General features: G+C 66.3%; 18 protein-coding genes. 11 read left to right on the top strand and 7 right to left on the bottom strand.

Annotated elements, in window-relative coordinates; genetic code table 11:
• Nucleotides 1-67: 67 nt before the first annotated feature.
• Together BACI348_RS20775 and BACI348_RS20770 are read left to right on the top strand one after the other, a co-directional pair.
• Nucleotides 68-1291, top strand: a complete 1224-nt coding sequence (locus tag BACI348_RS20775; protein WP_236557621.1) for a S8 family peptidase — start codon at nt 68-70, stop codon at nt 1289-1291.
• Nucleotides 1288-1908, top strand: coding sequence for an Ig-like domain-containing domain (locus BACI348_RS20770; protein WP_236557620.1), 621 nt, complete (start codon nt 1288-1290; stop codon nt 1906-1908). Before BACI348_RS20775 ends, BACI348_RS20770 begins: the two co-directional genes overlap by 4 nt.
• 6 nt (nt 1909-1914) lie before the next feature.
• Here BACI348_RS20770 and BACI348_RS17740 read toward each other — a convergent pair whose 3' ends face one another.
• The gene (locus tag BACI348_RS17740; RefSeq protein WP_159828594.1) at nt 1915-2325 is read right to left on the bottom strand and encodes a YhaZ family DNA alkylation repair protein; all 411 of its coding nucleotides are present in this window, start codon (nt 2323-2325) and stop codon (nt 1915-1917) included.
• A gap of 138 nt (nt 2326-2463) precedes the next feature.
• Between BACI348_RS17740 and BACI348_RS17735 the strand changes: the two genes are divergently transcribed.
• Nucleotides 2464-3276, top strand: coding sequence for a phosphatase PAP2 family protein (locus BACI348_RS17735; RefSeq protein ID WP_159828591.1), 813 nt, complete (start codon nt 2464-2466; stop codon nt 3274-3276).
• A gap of 19 nt (nt 3277-3295) precedes the next feature.
• Here BACI348_RS17735 and BACI348_RS17730 read toward each other — a convergent pair whose 3' ends face one another.
• A complete protein-coding gene (locus BACI348_RS17730; RefSeq protein WP_159828588.1) occupies nt 3296-3616 on the bottom strand; it encodes a MerR family transcriptional regulator in 321 nt (106 codons plus the stop codon).
• A gap of 137 nt (nt 3617-3753) precedes the next feature.
• On the opposite strand from BACI348_RS17730, the gene BACI348_RS17725 reads away from it, so the two are divergent.
• The 4 genes from BACI348_RS17725 to BACI348_RS17710 all read left to right on the top strand — a co-directional run bounded on the left by BACI348_RS17725 (nt 3754) and on the right by BACI348_RS17710 (nt 6786).
• A complete protein-coding gene (locus tag BACI348_RS17725; protein WP_159830284.1) occupies nt 3754-4179 on the top strand; it encodes an Hsp20/alpha crystallin family protein in 426 nt (141 codons plus the stop codon).
• A 78-nt stretch (nt 4180-4257) separates the two neighbouring features.
• Nucleotides 4258-4647 (top strand): J domain-containing protein, encoded by a 390-nt coding sequence (locus BACI348_RS17720; protein ID WP_159828585.1) that lies wholly within the window; start codon nt 4258-4260, stop codon nt 4645-4647.
• Between the two features lie 36 nt (nt 4648-4683).
• Nucleotides 4684-5061 carry a hypothetical protein gene (locus tag BACI348_RS17715; protein WP_159828582.1) on the top strand — a complete coding sequence of 126 codons (378 nt, stop codon included), beginning with the start codon at nt 4684-4686 and terminating at the stop codon, nt 5059-5061.
• A 162-nt stretch (nt 5062-5223) separates the two neighbouring features.
• Nucleotides 5224-6786 carry a glycoside hydrolase family 1 protein gene (locus tag BACI348_RS17710; protein ID WP_159828579.1) on the top strand — a complete coding sequence of 521 codons (1563 nt, stop codon included), beginning with the start codon at nt 5224-5226 and terminating at the stop codon, nt 6784-6786.
• A gap of 90 nt (nt 6787-6876) precedes the next feature.
• Here the strand turns inward: BACI348_RS17710 and BACI348_RS17705 are convergent, their stop codons facing one another.
• Together BACI348_RS17705 and BACI348_RS17700 are read right to left on the bottom strand one after the other, a co-directional pair.
• Nucleotides 6877-7968, bottom strand: a complete 1092-nt coding sequence (locus BACI348_RS17705; protein ID WP_159828576.1) for an App1 family protein phosphatidate phosphatase — start codon at nt 7966-7968, stop codon at nt 6877-6879.
• 67 nt (nt 7969-8035) lie between these two features.
• Nucleotides 8036-8767 (bottom strand): DUF72 domain-containing protein, encoded by a 732-nt coding sequence (locus tag BACI348_RS17700; RefSeq protein ID WP_159828573.1) that lies wholly within the window; start codon nt 8765-8767, stop codon nt 8036-8038.
• Nucleotides 8768-8845: 78 nt separating this feature from the next.
• Here BACI348_RS17700 and BACI348_RS17695 point away from each other — a divergent pair, with 78 nt between their 5' ends.
• The 3 genes from BACI348_RS17695 to BACI348_RS17685 all read left to right on the top strand — a co-directional run bounded on the left by BACI348_RS17695 (nt 8846) and on the right by BACI348_RS17685 (nt 11768).
• Nucleotides 8846-10654: a glycoside hydrolase family 15 protein gene (locus BACI348_RS17695; RefSeq protein ID WP_159828570.1), complete on the top strand. Its 1809-nt coding sequence runs from the start codon at nt 8846-8848 to the stop codon at nt 10652-10654.
• 116 nt (nt 10655-10770) lie between these two features.
• Complete coding sequence (locus tag BACI348_RS17690; RefSeq protein WP_159828567.1) at nt 10771-11061, top strand: hypothetical protein; 291 nt, start codon at nt 10771-10773, stop codon at nt 11059-11061.
• A complete protein-coding gene (locus BACI348_RS17685; RefSeq protein ID WP_159828564.1) occupies nt 11061-11768 on the top strand; it encodes an HAD family hydrolase in 708 nt (235 codons plus the stop codon). Before BACI348_RS17690 ends, BACI348_RS17685 begins: the two co-directional genes overlap by 1 nt.
• A gap of 6 nt (nt 11769-11774) precedes the next feature.
• Here BACI348_RS17685 and BACI348_RS17680 read toward each other — a convergent pair whose 3' ends face one another.
• Nucleotides 11775-12023 (bottom strand): hypothetical protein, encoded by a 249-nt coding sequence (locus BACI348_RS17680; protein WP_159828561.1) that lies wholly within the window; start codon nt 12021-12023, stop codon nt 11775-11777.
• 162 nt (nt 12024-12185) lie between these two features.
• Between BACI348_RS17680 and BACI348_RS17675 the strand changes: the two genes are divergently transcribed.
• The gene (locus tag BACI348_RS17675; RefSeq protein ID WP_159828558.1) at nt 12186-13361 is read left to right on the top strand and encodes a zinc-dependent alcohol dehydrogenase; all 1176 of its coding nucleotides are present in this window, start codon (nt 12186-12188) and stop codon (nt 13359-13361) included.
• Here the strand turns inward: BACI348_RS17675 and BACI348_RS17670 are convergent.
• Together BACI348_RS17670 and BACI348_RS17665 are read right to left on the bottom strand one after the other, a co-directional pair.
• Nucleotides 13358-14509 (bottom strand): serine hydrolase domain-containing protein, encoded by a 1152-nt coding sequence (locus tag BACI348_RS17670; protein WP_159828555.1) that lies wholly within the window; start codon nt 14507-14509, stop codon nt 13358-13360. The genes BACI348_RS17675 and BACI348_RS17670 overlap by 4 nt on opposite strands.
• 88 nt (nt 14510-14597) lie before the next feature.
• Nucleotides 14598-15410, bottom strand: coding sequence for a bifunctional allantoicase/(S)-ureidoglycine aminohydrolase (locus BACI348_RS17665; RefSeq protein WP_159828552.1), 813 nt, complete (start codon nt 15408-15410; stop codon nt 14598-14600).
• Nucleotides 15411-15419: the final 9 nt, after the last annotated feature.

The raw sequence follows: 15419 nt of genomic DNA, 5'->3' as shown, positions 1-15419 counted from the left end.
ACGGATGTCCCGCCCCTGCAGCCCGCACCGCCAAAACGAGGAACCCAAAATTCGCACTTCATCCTTTGTGCCTGCCGTAGCAGTGCTGATTTCCGCCATCGCCCTCTCCGCTACGTCCGTACCAGCGTCGGCAGCACCGCCGGCTGATACCGGGACGGCCCGCTACATCGTCCGTTACGCCGCCAACGCGGACGTGGCAGCAGAGGCGGCCGGCCTGCGGGCGCAGGGCGTCGCCGTCGGCAGGACTTTTTCGCACGCCGTACGTGCCGCCGTGGTCACCGCCAACCAGGGCCAGGCGACGGCACTGGCACGTTCCGGCCGGGTGGTCTCGGTGGAAGAGGATGCCCGTGTCACTGTTTCCGCGACCGAGCAGCCGGCACCGTGGGGCCTGGACCGCGTGGACCAGAAAGCACTCCCCCTGTCCGGGTCCTACTCCTGGACTGCCAGCGGCGCCGGGGTAACAGCGTACGTGGTGGACACGGGCGTCCTCGCCTCGCACACCGATTTCGGCGGCCGGGTGGCCGCCGGCTGGTCTGCCGTGAATGACGGCCTGGGCTCCGGCGACTGCAACGGACACGGCACACACGTGGCCGGCACTGTGGCCGGCTCCACCTACGGCGTGGCGAAGGGTGCCACCGTGGTGCCCGTTCGCGTGCTGGACTGCAACGGTTCCGGGTACAACTCCGATGTCGTGGCGGGGCTCGACTGGGTCGCGGCCAACCATGCCGCCGGGACGCCGGCGGTGGTCAACCTGAGCCTGGGTGGAGGCGCGAGCACTGCCGTGGACGCGGCTATCCAGGCAGTCATCAACGACGGCGTCACTGCGGTGGTTGCCGCCGGCAACTCCGCCGCGGACGCCTGCACCAGCTCTCCCGCCCGGGTTCCCGGGGCCGTCACCGTAGCTGCCAGCGACTCCGAAGACCGGCAGGCGTCCTTCTCCAACTTCGGCTCCTGCGTGGACTTGTACGCCCCGGGTGTCGGCATCACCTCCGCCTCCTACACCTCTGCCTCGGCCACGGTATCCATGTCCGGGACCTCGATGGCTTCGCCCCACGTTGCCGGCGCGGCGGCACTGCTGCTGTCGCAGAACCCTGCCCTCACTCCGGCCCAGGTGGCCGGTGCACTGACCTCCAACGCCACCGCCGGGGTGGTCTCCGGCATCACCGGCGGAACGCCCAACCGCTTGCTGTTCGCCGGCGCGGTTGCTCCGGCACCGGCACCCGCCCCCGCACCTGTGCCCCCCCGGTGCCGGCTCCTGCCCCTGCCCCTGCGCCGACCGTCACGGCGGTGACGCCGAAAACCGACGCCACGGTTGTGTCGGCCGGAACCAACGTCACGGCCACCTTCAGCGCTGCAGTCCAGGGCGTCACCGGCGGGACATTTGTGCTCAGGAACGCGGCAGGCAGCACCGTCCCCGCAACTGTCAGCTGGAACGCATCCACCCGAACGGCCACCCTCGATCCGGACGCCGGCCTGGCCGCCGACACCCGCTACACCGCCACGCTGGTGGGCGGGACCTCGGCCATCCGCGGCAGCGAAGGTACCCCGTTGGCGTCCATCAGCTGGAGCTTCCTGACCGGGCCCGCACCCGTGGCCACCAGCACCATCCCCGGCAGCAACGCGCTGCTGGTGCGGCGGACCAACAACATCAGTGTCGCCTTCAACGAGGCCGTCCAAGGCGTCAGCGGGGCCACTTTCACGGTCAGGAACGCTGCCACCGGCGCTGTGGTGCCGGCCTCCGTTTACCGGAACGGCAGCACCAACCAATGGGTCCTGGACCCGCAGCAGTCACTGTCCGCCAGGACCAAGTACACCGTGACAGTGACCGGCGGTGCTGCCGCCGTGCGCGACCTGGCCGGAAACCCGTTCGCGGGCCGGACCTGGCAGTTCACCACCGGTTCGTTCTGATCCCGCCTAGACCGTCTCCAGCAGGAATTCGGTGCGCCCGTGGACGGTGCCGTTGGCCTTCCGGTAGTGGACCAGGTAGTCGACGGCGAGACGCACGTCCTGCGTGCCCGTGTTCGCAATCTCAAAGGCGAACCTCAGCTCACCCGGCAGGGTGAGTGTTGCCTGGTCCAGCCGCGGCCCGGAAACGGACAGTGCCGCACGGAAGCTGCGGGCCGCCGTCGTAAATTCTGTTCCGCCGCTGCTCTCCCTGAGATCTGCGGCCAGGGCCCCGGCCACCAGGTCTGTCCTGGCCCGGAGGTTCAGATCGCCGAGGCCGGCGGCCGCGGCGGCGGTCCGTTCCGACCGGACTCCCGGAGCGGTTTCCGTGAGGATCCCGACGAGGTTGGCCAGGGCCGGCGGGTCAATCAGTTCGTTCATCACACCCGCCCAGTCAGGCTACCGCCGGGGTGCCACAAGTCAGGCCGCCAAGCGCCGGCGCGGACCCACCGCCAGGTGCCGCGCCAACGCCGCCGAACGGGGATAATCTTTCACCCTAGGAAACTTCACTACCGAGGGATGGACGTGCCGGTGGGACAGCAGGAATCAGCAGGCTCCGGAACGAGCGGGAAGAGTACCGGCAAGTGGCGGGTCTTCCACGACAAGTTCGTGGTGGAAGAGCGCTTCATGGACCCGGCCGACAGGCGCAGCCTGTACCGCGCCGCCATGATCCTGGCGGTGGTGGGGCTGGCGCTCTTCCTTGCCACCCTGGTCAGCGTGGTGCATGCCGACGGGCTGTCGGCCGCCGATGAGCCTGTCCGTGACTGGCTGCTCGGGCTGAGGTCGCAGACCCTTACTGCGGTGATGATCTTCCTGGCCGTGGTCTTTGGTCCCATCGCCCTGCCCATCATCGTGCTGGTGGTGGTTGTCGCCTGGGGTTTCATGGCCAAGCATGCCTGGCGTCCCATTTTGCTGGCCTCCGCGATGATCTCCGGGGTGATCATTTCGCAGATCATCCTCCAGATTGTGCGGCGGTCGCGCCCGCCCGTGGAACAGATGCTCTTCGGGATCGATCAAACCTTCTCGTTTCCCTCCGGGCATGTACTGGGTGCCTGCGACTTCCTCCTGGTGGGCGCGTTCTTGATCTTCTCCCGGCGGAAAGACAGGAAGGCCGCCGTGCTGGGCTTCATTGGGGCGGGGATCGGCATCGTGCTGGCCGCCGTGAGCCGGTTGTACCTGGGATACCACTGGCTGACCGACGCCCTGTCCTCGGTCTCGCTGTCACTTCTGATCCTCGGCGGAGTCATTGCCCTGGACACCTGGCGCACGGCGAGGATTCCCGGCGAGCGGGTCACCGGCGAACTGTCGAAGGCTGAAACTCCGCGCAAATGAGCCGGCGTGGGGTCCCCGCTCATGCCGGCGGCCGCGACCGGGCCCGCTTCAAGGCGCGGTGGAGCTTGAGGTTCGCTTCCTCCAGTTCCAGCACCTTGGCGACCCCCGCGAGGTTCAGTCCCTGTTCCAGGAGCTCGCCGATCCTGAGCAGCACCGCAATATCCGCATCGCTGTACTGCCGCGTTCCGCCCGCGGTGCGCGAGGGCGTTAGCAGGCCCCGCGTCTCGTAGAGGCGGATGTTCTGCTGGCCCGTGCCCGCAAGTGTGGCCGCCACGGAAATGGCGTAGAGTGCACGTCCCCTGGCAGGCGCCGGCGGCCGTCCTGCTTCCTGCTCTGCCATCTGGTCTCCAAAATTTCTTGCACTGATCTTGCTTCAGTTTCCCACGGGTGCTATAAAAAATCTATATCCACCACCATAGATTAGGAGGTGGATATGGCACCGATCCAACATCTGGGAAGCTGAAGGAGTGGAAGATGATGTTGATGCGCACGGACCCGTTCCGTGAGCTGGACCGGCTCACGCAGCAGGTTTTCGGAACCGCCGCCCGTCCGGCTGCCATGCCCATGGATGCCTGGCAGGAAAACGGGGAGTTTGTTGTTGCCTTTGACCTCCCGGGCGTCAAGCTCGACTCGCTGGACCTGAACGTTGAGCGCAACGTCCTCACGGTCCGCGCCGAACGCCAGGATCCCACCCAGCCCAACGTGGAGCTGGTGGCTTCCGAACGTCCCCGCGGTGTTTTCAGCCGCCAGCTGATCCTGGGCGACACCCTGAACACGGACGACATCAAGGCCAGCTATGACCGAGGTGTCCTGACACTGCGGATTCCCGTGCCACAGCAGGCCCAGCCCCGCAAGATCGAGGTCCAGACCCAGCAGGGCGAAATGCACCAGATAGGAAGCTAGGCCGGTCCCGGTGGCGCAGCGCGGCCATGGCTGCTGCGCTGCGCCGCCTCCGGCCGGATCTGCAGGCGGAAGGCTGGCATGACCGACATCCCGGACTACTACGGCACGCTGCGCGTCCCGCGGGACGCCACCCAGCAGCAAATCTCGCGCGCCTACCGGACGCTCATGCGCAGCCACCACCCGGATCTGGAAGCGGGCAGGGCCCCGGTGTCCCCGCCCGAGGGTGATGCGGCGACGGGTCCGCCGCCGGAGGGGGAGCTGCTGCGGATCATGCACGCATTTGCCGTCCTCCGTGATCCGGCACGGCGGGCGGCATATGACCGTGAGTTGCTGGCAGCACTCCGCGCCGCACCGGCGTCCGGAACTGCGCGGGACGTTCCGGTCCGCAAAGTCCAACATCCCGCTGGTCCATCCGGCAACACCATCCGGATCAGTCCTGTGCACTGGGAAAGAGGCCCCTGGATGTAGGTCCAGTGCACTGCCGTAAGGAGGTTCGAAAGATTCATGAGCGATTGGCGCCGCTACGACTCACACCTGATCCCGGCGTTCCACGAGCGCTTCGAGCAGCGCTGGGGCAAAGACACCGCGCCGTTCCTGGACCCCGAAGCGCATGAGGAGCCCCTGCCCCGGGCGCAGTGGATCAACCCGGCAACCGGCGCGGCGCTGGCGGTGGTGCCCGTGTGGACCTCGGACGAAAAACAGCAACGTTCCTTTGGCGTCTTCTACCTTCCGCCCGCGGGCGACATCTGGGTCCTCCGGCCGGGCTATACCGGATACCTTGAGCCGGCGGACGGTGAAACTGAGCACCTGGTGACGCTGCGGAACGATGCCTTCCGCAAGGCCGTGGCGCACGCGAAGGACTTCCTGTTCGGTGAGCAGTAGCCCTCGGAGCCCGGCCGGAGGATGCGGCCAAGCCCATCCATTCCCGGACTATGGCAGGACGCTCACCGGAAATCCCGGAATCGTGCGAGGATATGGTCCTGATCACGCGCAGATCCACTGGTTGGCGCGGGAACTGTCCAGTCCGCAGTAAGGGTATTTTCGATGCATATTTCCGCCAGGGATCTCGCCGCACTCATTCCGCCGGGGTTCACGCTTGGAGTGGCCACAGCAGCGTTCCAGATCGAAGGCGCACTGGATGAGGACGGCCGCGGGCCCGCCGGCTGGGATGTGTTCGCCGCCAAGCCCGGCGCCATCGTGGAGGACCACAGCCCGAAGACAGCGTGCGACCATTACCACCGCATGCCTCAGGACGTGGCGCTCATGAAACAGCTCGGCGTGGACTCCTACCGGTTCTCCTTTGCCTGGCCCCGGATCCAGCCCACCGGCAGGGGACCGGCAAACCGGGCAGGCCTGGCCTTCTACGACCGGCTCCTGGACGAACTCCTTGCCAACGGAATCTCGCCGATGGCCACCATCTACCATTGGGACACCCCGCTGGCGCTGGACGAGGACGGCGGATGGCTGAACCGGGATACCGCCTACCGCCTGGGGGAATACGCAAGCATCCTCGCCGAGGCTTTCGGCGACCGGGTGGCCCGCTGGGTGACCATCAATGAGCCGGCCACGGTGAGCACCAACGGGTACACCCTCGGCCTGCACTCGCCGGGCAAAGAGCTCCTGCTGGGTGCCTTCCCCACCGTCCACCACCAACTGCTGGGGCACGGCCTCGCTGTGCAGGCGCTCCGCGCCGCCAAGGTGCCGGGCGAAATCGGGATGACCAATGTCTACTCACCCATGGTCCCGAATTCCATCAACCCGCTGGACTATATGAGCGCCGGCCTGATGGACCTGGCCCAGAACCGGCTCTACGCCGATCCCGTGCTGACCGGGAAATACCCGGACCTGATCCGGGCCGCCAAGTTCTTCAGCTCCTTCGAGCACCCGGAGGAGGACATGGAGCTGATCTCCCAGCCCCTCGATTTCTACGGCCTGAACTACTACATGCCCACCAAGGTGGCCGTGGGACCGGGCGGCGGGGCGGTTCCGGCGAGCATGGCCGAGGCCATGGGCAGCGACCTCAGCGCAGCGGGCAGCGGCGGCACGCCCTTCCACGTGGAAACCTGGCCGGAAGCGGACATCACGGCTTACGGCTGGCCCGTGAAACCGGAGTACATGGCCGTGGCGCTAAAGGAGATGGCCGAACGGTATCCCAACCTGCCGCCGGTCATCCTCACCGAGGGCGGCGCCAGCTTCGAGGACATCATTGTCCGCGACAAGTCCACCACCACCCGCTTCATCCCCGACGAGCGCCGCCTGAAGTACCTCTCCGACCACCTCGAGGCGGCGCTGCGGGCCACGGCCCCGGGCGGGGAAGCAGAATCGATCGACCTCCGCGGCTATTACGTCTGGTCGTTGATGGACAATTTCGAGTGGTCCGCCGGCTACAACCAACCGTTCGGGCTGCTGCACGTGGATCGCGAGACCCTGGAGCGAACTCCCAAAGCCTCCTACTTCTGGTATCAGGAACTCATCGAGGAACGCGACGTTGCTGCTGCCGCAGACATGGCCATTGCCGCGGCCGCGGCGCCCGAGCTCCTCGCCCCTGAAGGGCTGGATGTGGAATCGCCCGACGACGGCGTGACCCCGCTGGGTGCCAGCGCTTAGGCCGGGTGCTGCGCGGGGCAGCCGTTGCCGCGCCCGGGTGCCTCCGCAGGTGAGCTGCCCTTTAGGGTGAGGTACCCCTGGGGGCCGGGGTTACAGGACGCCCAGCATGCCCAGCTGCTTGGCAATGCCGGCGCCGTCCGGGGAGTAGATCCACGGCACCTGGGAGGTGGTGTGGTCCCCGTCCTCCGAGTGGCCGCCGGCGAACACGGACTCACTGATGGACAGCTGCCGGATGGCGATGGCTTTGACCCTGTCCGGGTTCTCCTGCGCGAAACGTGAATAGATGGCTTCGTCGTGCTGGCCATTGTCGCCGATGAGGAGCCAGCGCATGTCCGGAAACTCCTTGGCGAGCCGCTCCAGGTTACGCAGCTTGTGCTCCTGCCCGCTGCGGAACCAGCGGTCCTGCGTCAGCCCCCAGTCCGTCAGCAGCAGGGCTCCGGCCGGGTACATGTTGCGGCTCAGGAATCGCGCCAGGGTAGGCGCGGCGTTCCACGGCCCGGTGGACAGGTAGATCACGGGAGCATCCGGGTGTTCTACGGTCAGCCGGTCCAGCAGCACCGCCATGCCGGGTGTGGCCATGCGGGCCCGTTCGCTGAGCACAAAGGTGTTCCACAGGGCCAGGAAGGGCCGCGGCAGTGCCGTCACCATCACGGTGTCATCGATGTCGGAGACGATGCCGAACTTCACATCCGGCGCAATAACGTGGATCAGCGCTTCGACAGGCTCGGTGCCTTCGGCCCGCAGGATGGCGGTGTGCCAGCCGGGTGAAAGCTGGACGTCCACCTCCGTGTCAATCAGTCCGCCCCGGTCCGCCCGGACGTGGGTGACAACCTCGCCAATGGTGATTTCGACGTCGGTATACTGCAGCGGAACACCTGTGAACGCCCGCCAGCCGCGGACGTTCTGGTTGCCGTTGCGCGCGGCGTGCTCGGCTTTGCTGCCGGGCAGCGGCTTCTGCGTCAGCAAAACCCGGCCCAGCACCCGCACCTGGCTGGTGGAGCCGTACCCCTGATAGGCCACCGTCTGGGGCACGAAGTCCCAGCGCCGGGCCAGCCGGATCCGCAACGAGTTGACGGCGTCGGAGAGCCGGTGCGCCAGCCGGAACACCTGGTTCCCGGAGAGCGCGTCTGAAACCGCGGCGGGTGCTGTGTTCTGTGACGAATTCTTGGGAGCCGAGTCCATGGCTCCACTCTGCCACAGCGCGGCACGGGCGGCGGAGAAGCCCGGGGCCTGCTGACGGTTCGTGACGTTACCCTTCGCCCAGCATCCAGCGCAGGGTCTCGGCGTTCCGCACGGCGTTGCCGCCGCCGTCGTTATTGAAATAGGCGTAAACGTCCAGGCCATTGCCCGCCCACTCGCGGATCCGGTCCGCCCACCATTGCAGGTCCGCATCCGAGTAGGAACCGGCGTAAAGGTGCTGGTGGTCCGGCCCGTGCAGCCGAAGGTAGGTGAAAGGGGCGGTGGTGCGAAGGATGCACGGCAGGTTGGCGCCGCTCATGATGCAGTAGGCGGCCTGGTGCCGCTCCAGCAGGGCGAACACCTCGGCACAGTCCCAGCTCGGGTGACGGAATTCCACCGTGACCCGGATCCACTCCGGCACGGAACCGAGGAAGTAGTCCAGCCTGGCATCGTCCCGCTCCATGCCGGGTGGCAGCTGCACCAGAAGGACTGCCCTCTTATCACCAAGCTCATGCCAGCAGCGGGCGATGCGTTCAATCCACACCTCGGGACTGTATAGTTTCCTCGCGTGGGTCAGTCCCCGGGGCGCTTTCACGGACATGTTGAAGCCCTCGGGCAGCCGGCGGTTCCACCCGGCGAAGGTGGTGTCGCGCGGCCAGCGGTAGAAGCTGGCGTTGAGTTCAACGGTATGGAAACGGGCTACATAGTGCTGCAGCCGGTCCTTCGCGGGCAGCCCCGGCGGATAGAGGACGTTTTCCCAGTGGTCGTAGCTCCATCCGGAGGTTCCGATGTGGATTGCCATGTTGTTCTCCCCGTCACCGCTGCTGTTTTTAGAGGCTACACCGGCCCAATCCTGCGCCGGCTGTGGCAAGGTGAGGTCATGGCGCGAATTGAAGACTATGCGGTTGTCGGTGACCTCCATACCGGGGCACTGGTCAGCAAGGATGGCTCCATTGACTGGCTCTGCCTTCCCCGGTTCGATTCCCCTGCGTGCTTTAACGCGCTGCTGGACACCCCCGAAGCCGGACGCTGGCTCCTGGCGCCGGCAAGCGGCGGCTCCTGCACCCGCCGCGGCTACCGGGACGGCAGCCTGGTCCTCGAAACGGAGTGGGAAACCCCGGACGGCACGGTCCGGGTGATCGACTTCATGCCGCCGCGCGACTCGGTGGCGGACATTGTCCGCATCGTCGAAGGCGTCAGCGGCAGCGTAAAGATGCACGGCGAACTGACCTTGCGCTTCGACTATGGCCACATCATCCCCTGGGTGCGGAAGGACGAGTACGGCCTGCACGCGATCGCCGGTCCGGACGCCGTCTATTTTGTGACCCCGGCCCCGCTTCACGGCGAAAACATGCACACGGTCAGCGACTTCACCGTCAACGCCGGCGAACGGGTTCCGTTTGTCCTCACCTGGGCTCCAAGCCACGTGGGGCGGCCGCACACCGTGGACGCCGAAGAAGTGCTCGGCACTACGTACGCGTTCTGGCGGGGCTGGGCTTCGCAATGCACCGTGGAAGGCAAGTACAAGGAAGCCGTGCTCCGCTCCCTTGTGACCTTGAAGGCCCTCACCTATGCTCCCACCGGCGGGATCGTTGCGGCCGTGACCACGTCGCTGCCCGAACAGCTGGGCGGCCCCCGAAACTGGGACTACCGCTACTGTTGGCTCCGCGATGCCACCATGACGCTCCAGGCGCTCCTGGCCGCCGGCTACACCGAGGAGGCCGCAGCCTGGCGCGACTGGCTGCTCCGGGCCGTGGCCGGTGACCCCTCGGACCTGCAGATCATGTACGGGATCCATGGCGAACGCCGCCTGCCGGAAATGGAACTGCCCTGGCTGAAGGGCTACGAAAATTCGTCCCCGGTCCGGATCGGAAACGGCGCAGCCGAGCAGCTCCAGCTGGACGTATGGGGTGAAGTGCTGGACTGCCTCGCCCTGACCCGCAACTCCCTGCTGACACATTCGGATGAGGCGTGGGATGTCCAGATTGCACTGATGGAGCACCTGGAGACCATCTGGGACCAACCGGACAACGGGCTCTGGGAAATGCGCGGTCCGCAACGGCACTTCACGCACTCCAAAGTGATGGCCTGGGTGGCTGCGGACCGGATGGTCAAAGGCGTGCGGGAATCGGGACTGCCAGGTCCCGTGGAGCGCTGGGAGAAACTGCGCCACACCATTCACCGGGACGTGATGGCCAACGGCTTCGACGCCAAGCGCAACACCTTCGTCCAGTCCTACGGGCAGCCGGAACTGGACGCCAGCCTGCTCCTGATTCCCCGGGTGGGATTCCTGCCACCGGACGATCCCCGCGTCATCGGCACCATCGAGGCCATCCAGCGGGAGCTCACCGAGGACGGGTTCGTGCTGCGCTACCGTCCGGAGAAGAGCGATGACGGGCTGCCGGGGGACGAGGGTGTCTTCCTGGCCTGTTCCTTCTGGCTGGTGGAGGCGTTGCTGGGTGCCGGCCGCCACGAGGAATCCCGGCAGCTGTTCGAACGGCTGCTGGAGTTACGCAACGATGTGGGGCTCCTGAGCGAGGAGTGGGGCGTCCGCCTGGGCCGGCAGCTGGGCAATACACCCCAGGCCTTCAGCCACTTTGCCCTTGTGACTAGCGCTTTGGAGCTGCATCAGGATACGGTTCGCCGAAGTGACACCCCCATTCCGCCGGAAACGGCGGGAGCGCGCTGAGGCGGTGCGTCCCGGGGCCCGACTTCTCCTTCGCGTAATAGATAAGTATACTTACTAACACCTCATGGAGTGCTCCCAGGAAGCACGATGCGGTGACTGACGGAGGAGTGATTGCAATGGCCGGATATTTTGAGCTCGTGGACGCGCCCGATGGCGGCTATAGGGTCCGGATGATGGATGGAACGGGGAGCCTGATGGCTATCTCGGTCACCTTTCCCACCAAGAGGGCAGCCGTTGCCGGAGTGGCGATGGCGCGGGAGATCGCCGGAACAGGCCTCATCAGGGACAAAAGCCATGATGGCGCGGGCACGGTGATCAGGGAGCGCGTCCGCCCGGTGAACAGCGCCAAGGAAGAGGCTGCCCGGGCCAGGAAAGCCGCGGATGCCAAGCGGGCTGCGGTCAGCTGATGACGGCAATCAAACCGGAATCCCCTGACGGCGGACGCCGCCGGGGGATTCTCTTTGACGTGGACGGCACCCTCATCGACTCCTCGTACATCCATACCATCTCGTGGTGGGGCGCCTTCCGGCAGTACGGCTACGACGTCCCCATGGCGTCAATCCACCGCTTTGTGGGCATGGGCGGAGGCCGGCTCGTGGACAGCCTCCTCCCGGCCGGCCGGGACAAATCCCTCGACCCGGAGATCATGGCCAGCCATGGGGCGCTCTACGCGTCGCACTGGCCCGCGCTGCGCAGGTTCGACGGCGCCAAGGAACTGCTGGCCCAGTGCCATTCCGCGGGGCTCGCTGTTGCGCTCGCATCCTCGGCACGTGACCAGGACCTCCAGGTCATGAGGGCCACCCTGGACGCGGACGCGCACATCGACGCCGCCACCAGCGCCAACGATGCCAAGGAAAGCAAGCCTGCCCCGGACATCCTTGTTGCTGCACTGGAAGCCATCGGCGTGGAGGCGGCGGACGCCGTGTTAGTGGGCGATGCCGTCTGGGACATAAAAGCGGCGGCCGCGCTGGACATCCCGGCCATCGGGGTCACCTGCGGCGGGGTCAGCGCAGCTGAACTGCGTGACGCCGGCGCCGTGGAAGTCTATGAGGGGCCGCGCCACCTGCTGGAGAATCTCCGCTCAAGCGCCATCGGCCACCTGCTGGACTCCTGATCCTGCCTACAGGACCTGCCCGCCGGCCACGGAATCCTCCTCACCTGCGTTGGCTGGTTTGTCCCAGGACACCGCCACCCGGACCGAGCCGTCGTCGTTCCGGTCAATGTCCGTGACCACGTCGGTGACGCTGGCCCCCATCTCCACGATCCGCTGCCGGTAACTGTTGACGAGTTCCTCCAGGCTGGCCTCCGTCCATTCGCCGGGACGCATGCGCGTGGAAATTTCTACGGGTTCCGGCTGGTAAAGCGACATCTCGTTCCTCTTTCATTCGGCAGGTCCGGGCAGTCCGGCTCCTCCTACGCTAGGAGCAGCAGGCCGGGACGACAAGACTTTCATCAGCTTGCTTACTTTTTTCTCCGCCAGCGGATAGCGTCGAGGAAAGGGCGCCCAGCCCGGACCAACGAAAGGGAGACTGTGAAAGCATTGACGTGGCAAGGAAAACGCTCGGTAAGCGTGGCAGAAGTACCCGATCCGGTAATCCAGGAGCCAACCGACGCCATCGTCCGGATCACCTCAACGGCGATCTGCGGCTCTGACCTTCATCTGTACGAGGTCCTCGGCCCGTACATGCACAAGGGGGACGTGATCGGGCACGAGCCGATGGGCATCGTGGAGGAAGTGGGCAGCGGCGTCACCAACCTGCGAAAGGGCGACAGGGTGGTGGTCCCCTTCAACATCTCCTGCGGCCGCTGCTATTTCTGCGCGCAGGGCCTGCAGTCCCAGTGCGAAACCACCCAGGTCAAGGACAAGGGTTCCGGTGCCGCCCTCTTTGGCTACTCGGAGCTCTACGGCTCCGTCCCCGGTGGGCAGGCCGAGTACCTGCGCGTTCCGTATGCCGACTATGGTCCGATCAAGGTGGGAACGGAGCTGCCGGACGAACGGTACCTGTTCCTCTCGGATATTCTTCCCACAGCATGGCAGGCCGTGGAGTACGCGGATACGCCGGCGGGCGGCACCCTGGCAGTGTTTGGACTGGGGCCGGTGGGACAGTTTTCGGGACGTATCGGTGTCCAGCGCGGGCTGCGTGTGATCGGCATCGACCCTGTTCCGGAGCGGCGCGACATGGCCTCGCGGCACGGCATTGAAACGCTCGATTACACCAAGGACGTGGGGGACCAGCTGCGGGAGATGACGGCGGGGCGTGGGCCGGACGCGGTGGTTGACGCCGTCGGCATGGAAGCCCACGGTTCCCCCGTTGCCGGGTTCGCCCACCAGGCGCTGGGCCTGCTGCCGGACAAACTGGCACAAAAGGCAATGGAGACCGCCGGCGTGGACCGGCTCGCCGCGCTGCACGCCTCCATCGACGCCGTACGGAGGGGCGGGACGGTGTCGCTGAGCGGCGTCTACGGCGGGCAGGCCAGCCCCATGCCGATGCTGACCATGTTCGACAAACAGATCCAGCTGCGGATGGGCCAGTGCAATGTGCGGCGCTGGACCGATGACATCCTTCCCCTCGTGGAGGACGACGCCGATCCGCTGGGTGTGATGGACCTGGTCACCCACCGTTCGGGCCTGGACGGGGCACCGGCTCTGTACGAGAAGTTCCAGAAGAAAGAGGACGGCTGCATCAAGGTGGTGCTGAACCCCTAGCTGATGCCGCAGAGGCTGTTCAGGGCTTGCTGCGCCACGTCCTGCATCTCGTAGATCAACGGATTGAGCTCAAGGGTGGGCGGCGCGGGCGGGTAGGCAACGGACATGGTCAGTTGCCTGCTCCCGTCCTCGCTGGTCATGGAGATCATGCCGTAGCCGTCGGTGTCCCCGGGCAGGCCATAGTAGAAACGGTTGTTGCAGGTGTTGTTCCAGCGCCGCAGGGCAAAGCCGTAATACTGCGAGTAGCCGCCCTTCATGGCCGTGACGCTGTCCGGTTTGAGCAGCTGGCCTGTCAACAGTGCGGCGTAGAACCTGTTCACTTCCTCCACAGTGGAGACGGCTCCGGAGGACGGCGCCTCCGCCTGCCAGGCCGGCATGCTGGCGTCCCTGAGCCCGCCCTCGACGGTGATGTAGCCGTGCACCATGCCGTCGGGTGCAGGGCCGCCCAGCCGGGTTGTTGCGGCATCCAGGGGTCCGGCGACGTCCTCCGCCAGGACGCGGCTGATGGATTGGCCGCGAAGCCGCTCCACAATCAGTGCAAGGGCTGAATAGTTCGAGCGGGAATAATCGAAGATCCGTGCCAGCCGGCCGTCCCACGGCACGGTGCCGGCCAGGGCCAGCTGTTGTTCGAGGCTGAGCTGGCGGTTCATGGTTTCCTGCCATGGTCCGGAGGCCAGGAGGGGGACCAGGAAGTCGGGAAGCCCGGATTCGTGCGTCAGGAGCTGGCGCACACTGACGGGGCCGGGCGGATGGAGGACGCTGCCAAACTCGGGCAGGTAGCGGCTCACCTGGCTGTCCAGGTCGAGTTTGCCCTCGGCCACCAGTTTCATGACCGGCACAGCGATCAGGGATTCGGTGATGCCGCCTATCCGTACGGGATCGGAAATCCCGGCGGGTTCGCCGGTTTCGAGGCTCCGCACCCCGGCGGCATGCGTCCAGGTCTCACCCTGGTCCCGGACCGCTATCAGTACCGCGGGGGCGCCCTCGTCCAGCATCCGGGTGCCGAAGGCTTCGAGCAGGGCGAACGCGGCGGGCTTGTCCGGCTCAGGCCGCGGCTGTTCAGTGCACCCGGCTGTGGACGCCGCCAGCAGGACGGTGCACACCGCGGCGGCGATCCGCTTCCCTGCACGGCCCCGGCGTATGCCCATGTGACATATTTTCCCCCAACCAAGCAGCGCCAAGTGCCGTTTTGGAGCTTCAAAACGGCACTTGGCGCTAACTGGTGGGGCGGGGTGGTCAGGTGAGGCGCACCTGGCGGTTCATGTCCTTGTACAGCAGGTAGCGGAACTCGCCGGGGCCCCCGGCGTAGCAGGCCTGCGGGCAGAAGGCGCGCAGCCACATGAAGTCGCCGGCCTCCACCTCCACCCAGTCGTTGTTCAGCAGGTACATGGCCTTGCCCTCCAGGACGTACAGGCCGTGCTCCATCACGTGGGTTTCGGGGAACGGGATGACGCCGCCGGGCTGGAACGTCACGATGTTCACCTGCATGTCGTGGGCCAGGTCGCTGGAGTCCGTGAAGCGGGTGGTCTTCCAGGCGTCGTTCGTGTCCGGCATGGACGTGGGCTCCACGTCCTTTTCGTTGGTGACGAAGGATTTGGCTTCGTAGCCCTCAAGGCGTTCGTAGGCCTTGCGGATCCAGTGGAAGGACACGACGTCGTCCGAAACGTTCTCCAGGCCCCACTCCGCACCGGCGGCCAGGTAGGCGTAGCCGCCTTCCTCCAGCTGGTGCAGTTCGCCGTCGAGGGTCAGGTTGACCTTCCCGCGGGTCACAAAAACAACGCCTTCGACGCCGGTCTCGAACTCGGCCTTGGGGGCGCCGCCGCCCGGGGCGATCTCCACGATCAGCTGCGAGAAGGTGGTGGCGAAACCCGAGATGGGGCGGGCGATGATCCAGGAGCGCGTGTTCGAGAAGCCCGGCAGGTTTGACGTGACGATGTCCGTCATCACGCCCTTCGGGATCACCGTGTACGCCTCGGTGACGATGGCCCGTTCGGTGGTCAGGTGCGTCTGCGGCGGGAGTCCACCGGTGGGGGAGTAGTACTTTCCCATGAGAGATCC

It is taken from the genome of Arthrobacter sp. 9AX, from assembly GCF_902506095.1.
Classification (GTDB): Bacteria; Actinomycetota; Actinomycetes; order Actinomycetales; family Micrococcaceae; genus Arthrobacter.
Note: the sequence above shows the minus strand (reverse complement) of the source record. Positions and strands in the feature narration are given on the sequence as shown.

Excerpts from the sequence above, each read along its gene's own strand:
- BACI348_RS17700 (WP_159828573.1), bottom strand. The coding sequence starts at position 8,767 with ATGGCAATCCACATCGGAACCTCCGGATGGAGCTACGACCACTGGGAA.
- BACI348_RS17720 (WP_159828585.1), top strand. The coding sequence starts at position 4,258 with ATGACCGACATCCCGGACTACTACGGCACGCTGCGCGTCCCGCGGGAC.
- BACI348_RS17665 (WP_159828552.1), bottom strand. The coding sequence starts at position 15,410 with ATGGGAAAGTACTACTCCCCCACCGGTGGACTCCCGCCGCAGACGCAC.
- BACI348_RS17710 (WP_159828579.1), top strand. The coding sequence starts at position 5,224 with ATGCATATTTCCGCCAGGGATCTCGCCGCACTCATTCCGCCGGGGTTC.
- BACI348_RS17715 (WP_159828582.1), top strand. The coding sequence starts at position 4,684 with ATGAGCGATTGGCGCCGCTACGACTCACACCTGATCCCGGCGTTCCAC.
- BACI348_RS17740 (WP_159828594.1), bottom strand. The coding sequence starts at position 2,325 with ATGAACGAACTGATTGACCCGCCGGCCCTGGCCAACCTCGTCGGGATC.
- BACI348_RS17725 (WP_159830284.1), top strand. The coding sequence starts at position 3,754 with ATGTTGATGCGCACGGACCCGTTCCGTGAGCTGGACCGGCTCACGCAG.
- BACI348_RS17670 (WP_159828555.1), bottom strand. The coding sequence starts at position 14,509 with ATGGGCATACGCCGGGGCCGTGCAGGGAAGCGGATCGCCGCCGCGGTG.
- BACI348_RS17735 (WP_159828591.1), top strand. The coding sequence starts at position 2,464 with ATGGACGTGCCGGTGGGACAGCAGGAATCAGCAGGCTCCGGAACGAGC.
- BACI348_RS17680 (WP_159828561.1), bottom strand. The coding sequence starts at position 12,023 with ATGTCGCTTTACCAGCCGGAACCCGTAGAAATTTCCACGCGCATGCGT.
- BACI348_RS17685 (WP_159828564.1), top strand. The coding sequence starts at position 11,061 with ATGACGGCAATCAAACCGGAATCCCCTGACGGCGGACGCCGCCGGGGG.
- BACI348_RS17695 (WP_159828570.1), top strand. The coding sequence starts at position 8,846 with ATGGCGCGAATTGAAGACTATGCGGTTGTCGGTGACCTCCATACCGGG.
- BACI348_RS17690 (WP_159828567.1), top strand. The coding sequence starts at position 10,771 with ATGGCCGGATATTTTGAGCTCGTGGACGCGCCCGATGGCGGCTATAGG.
- BACI348_RS17730 (WP_159828588.1), bottom strand. The coding sequence starts at position 3,616 with ATGGCAGAGCAGGAAGCAGGACGGCCGCCGGCGCCTGCCAGGGGACGT.
- BACI348_RS17705 (WP_159828576.1), bottom strand. The coding sequence starts at position 7,968 with ATGGACTCGGCTCCCAAGAATTCGTCACAGAACACAGCACCCGCCGCG.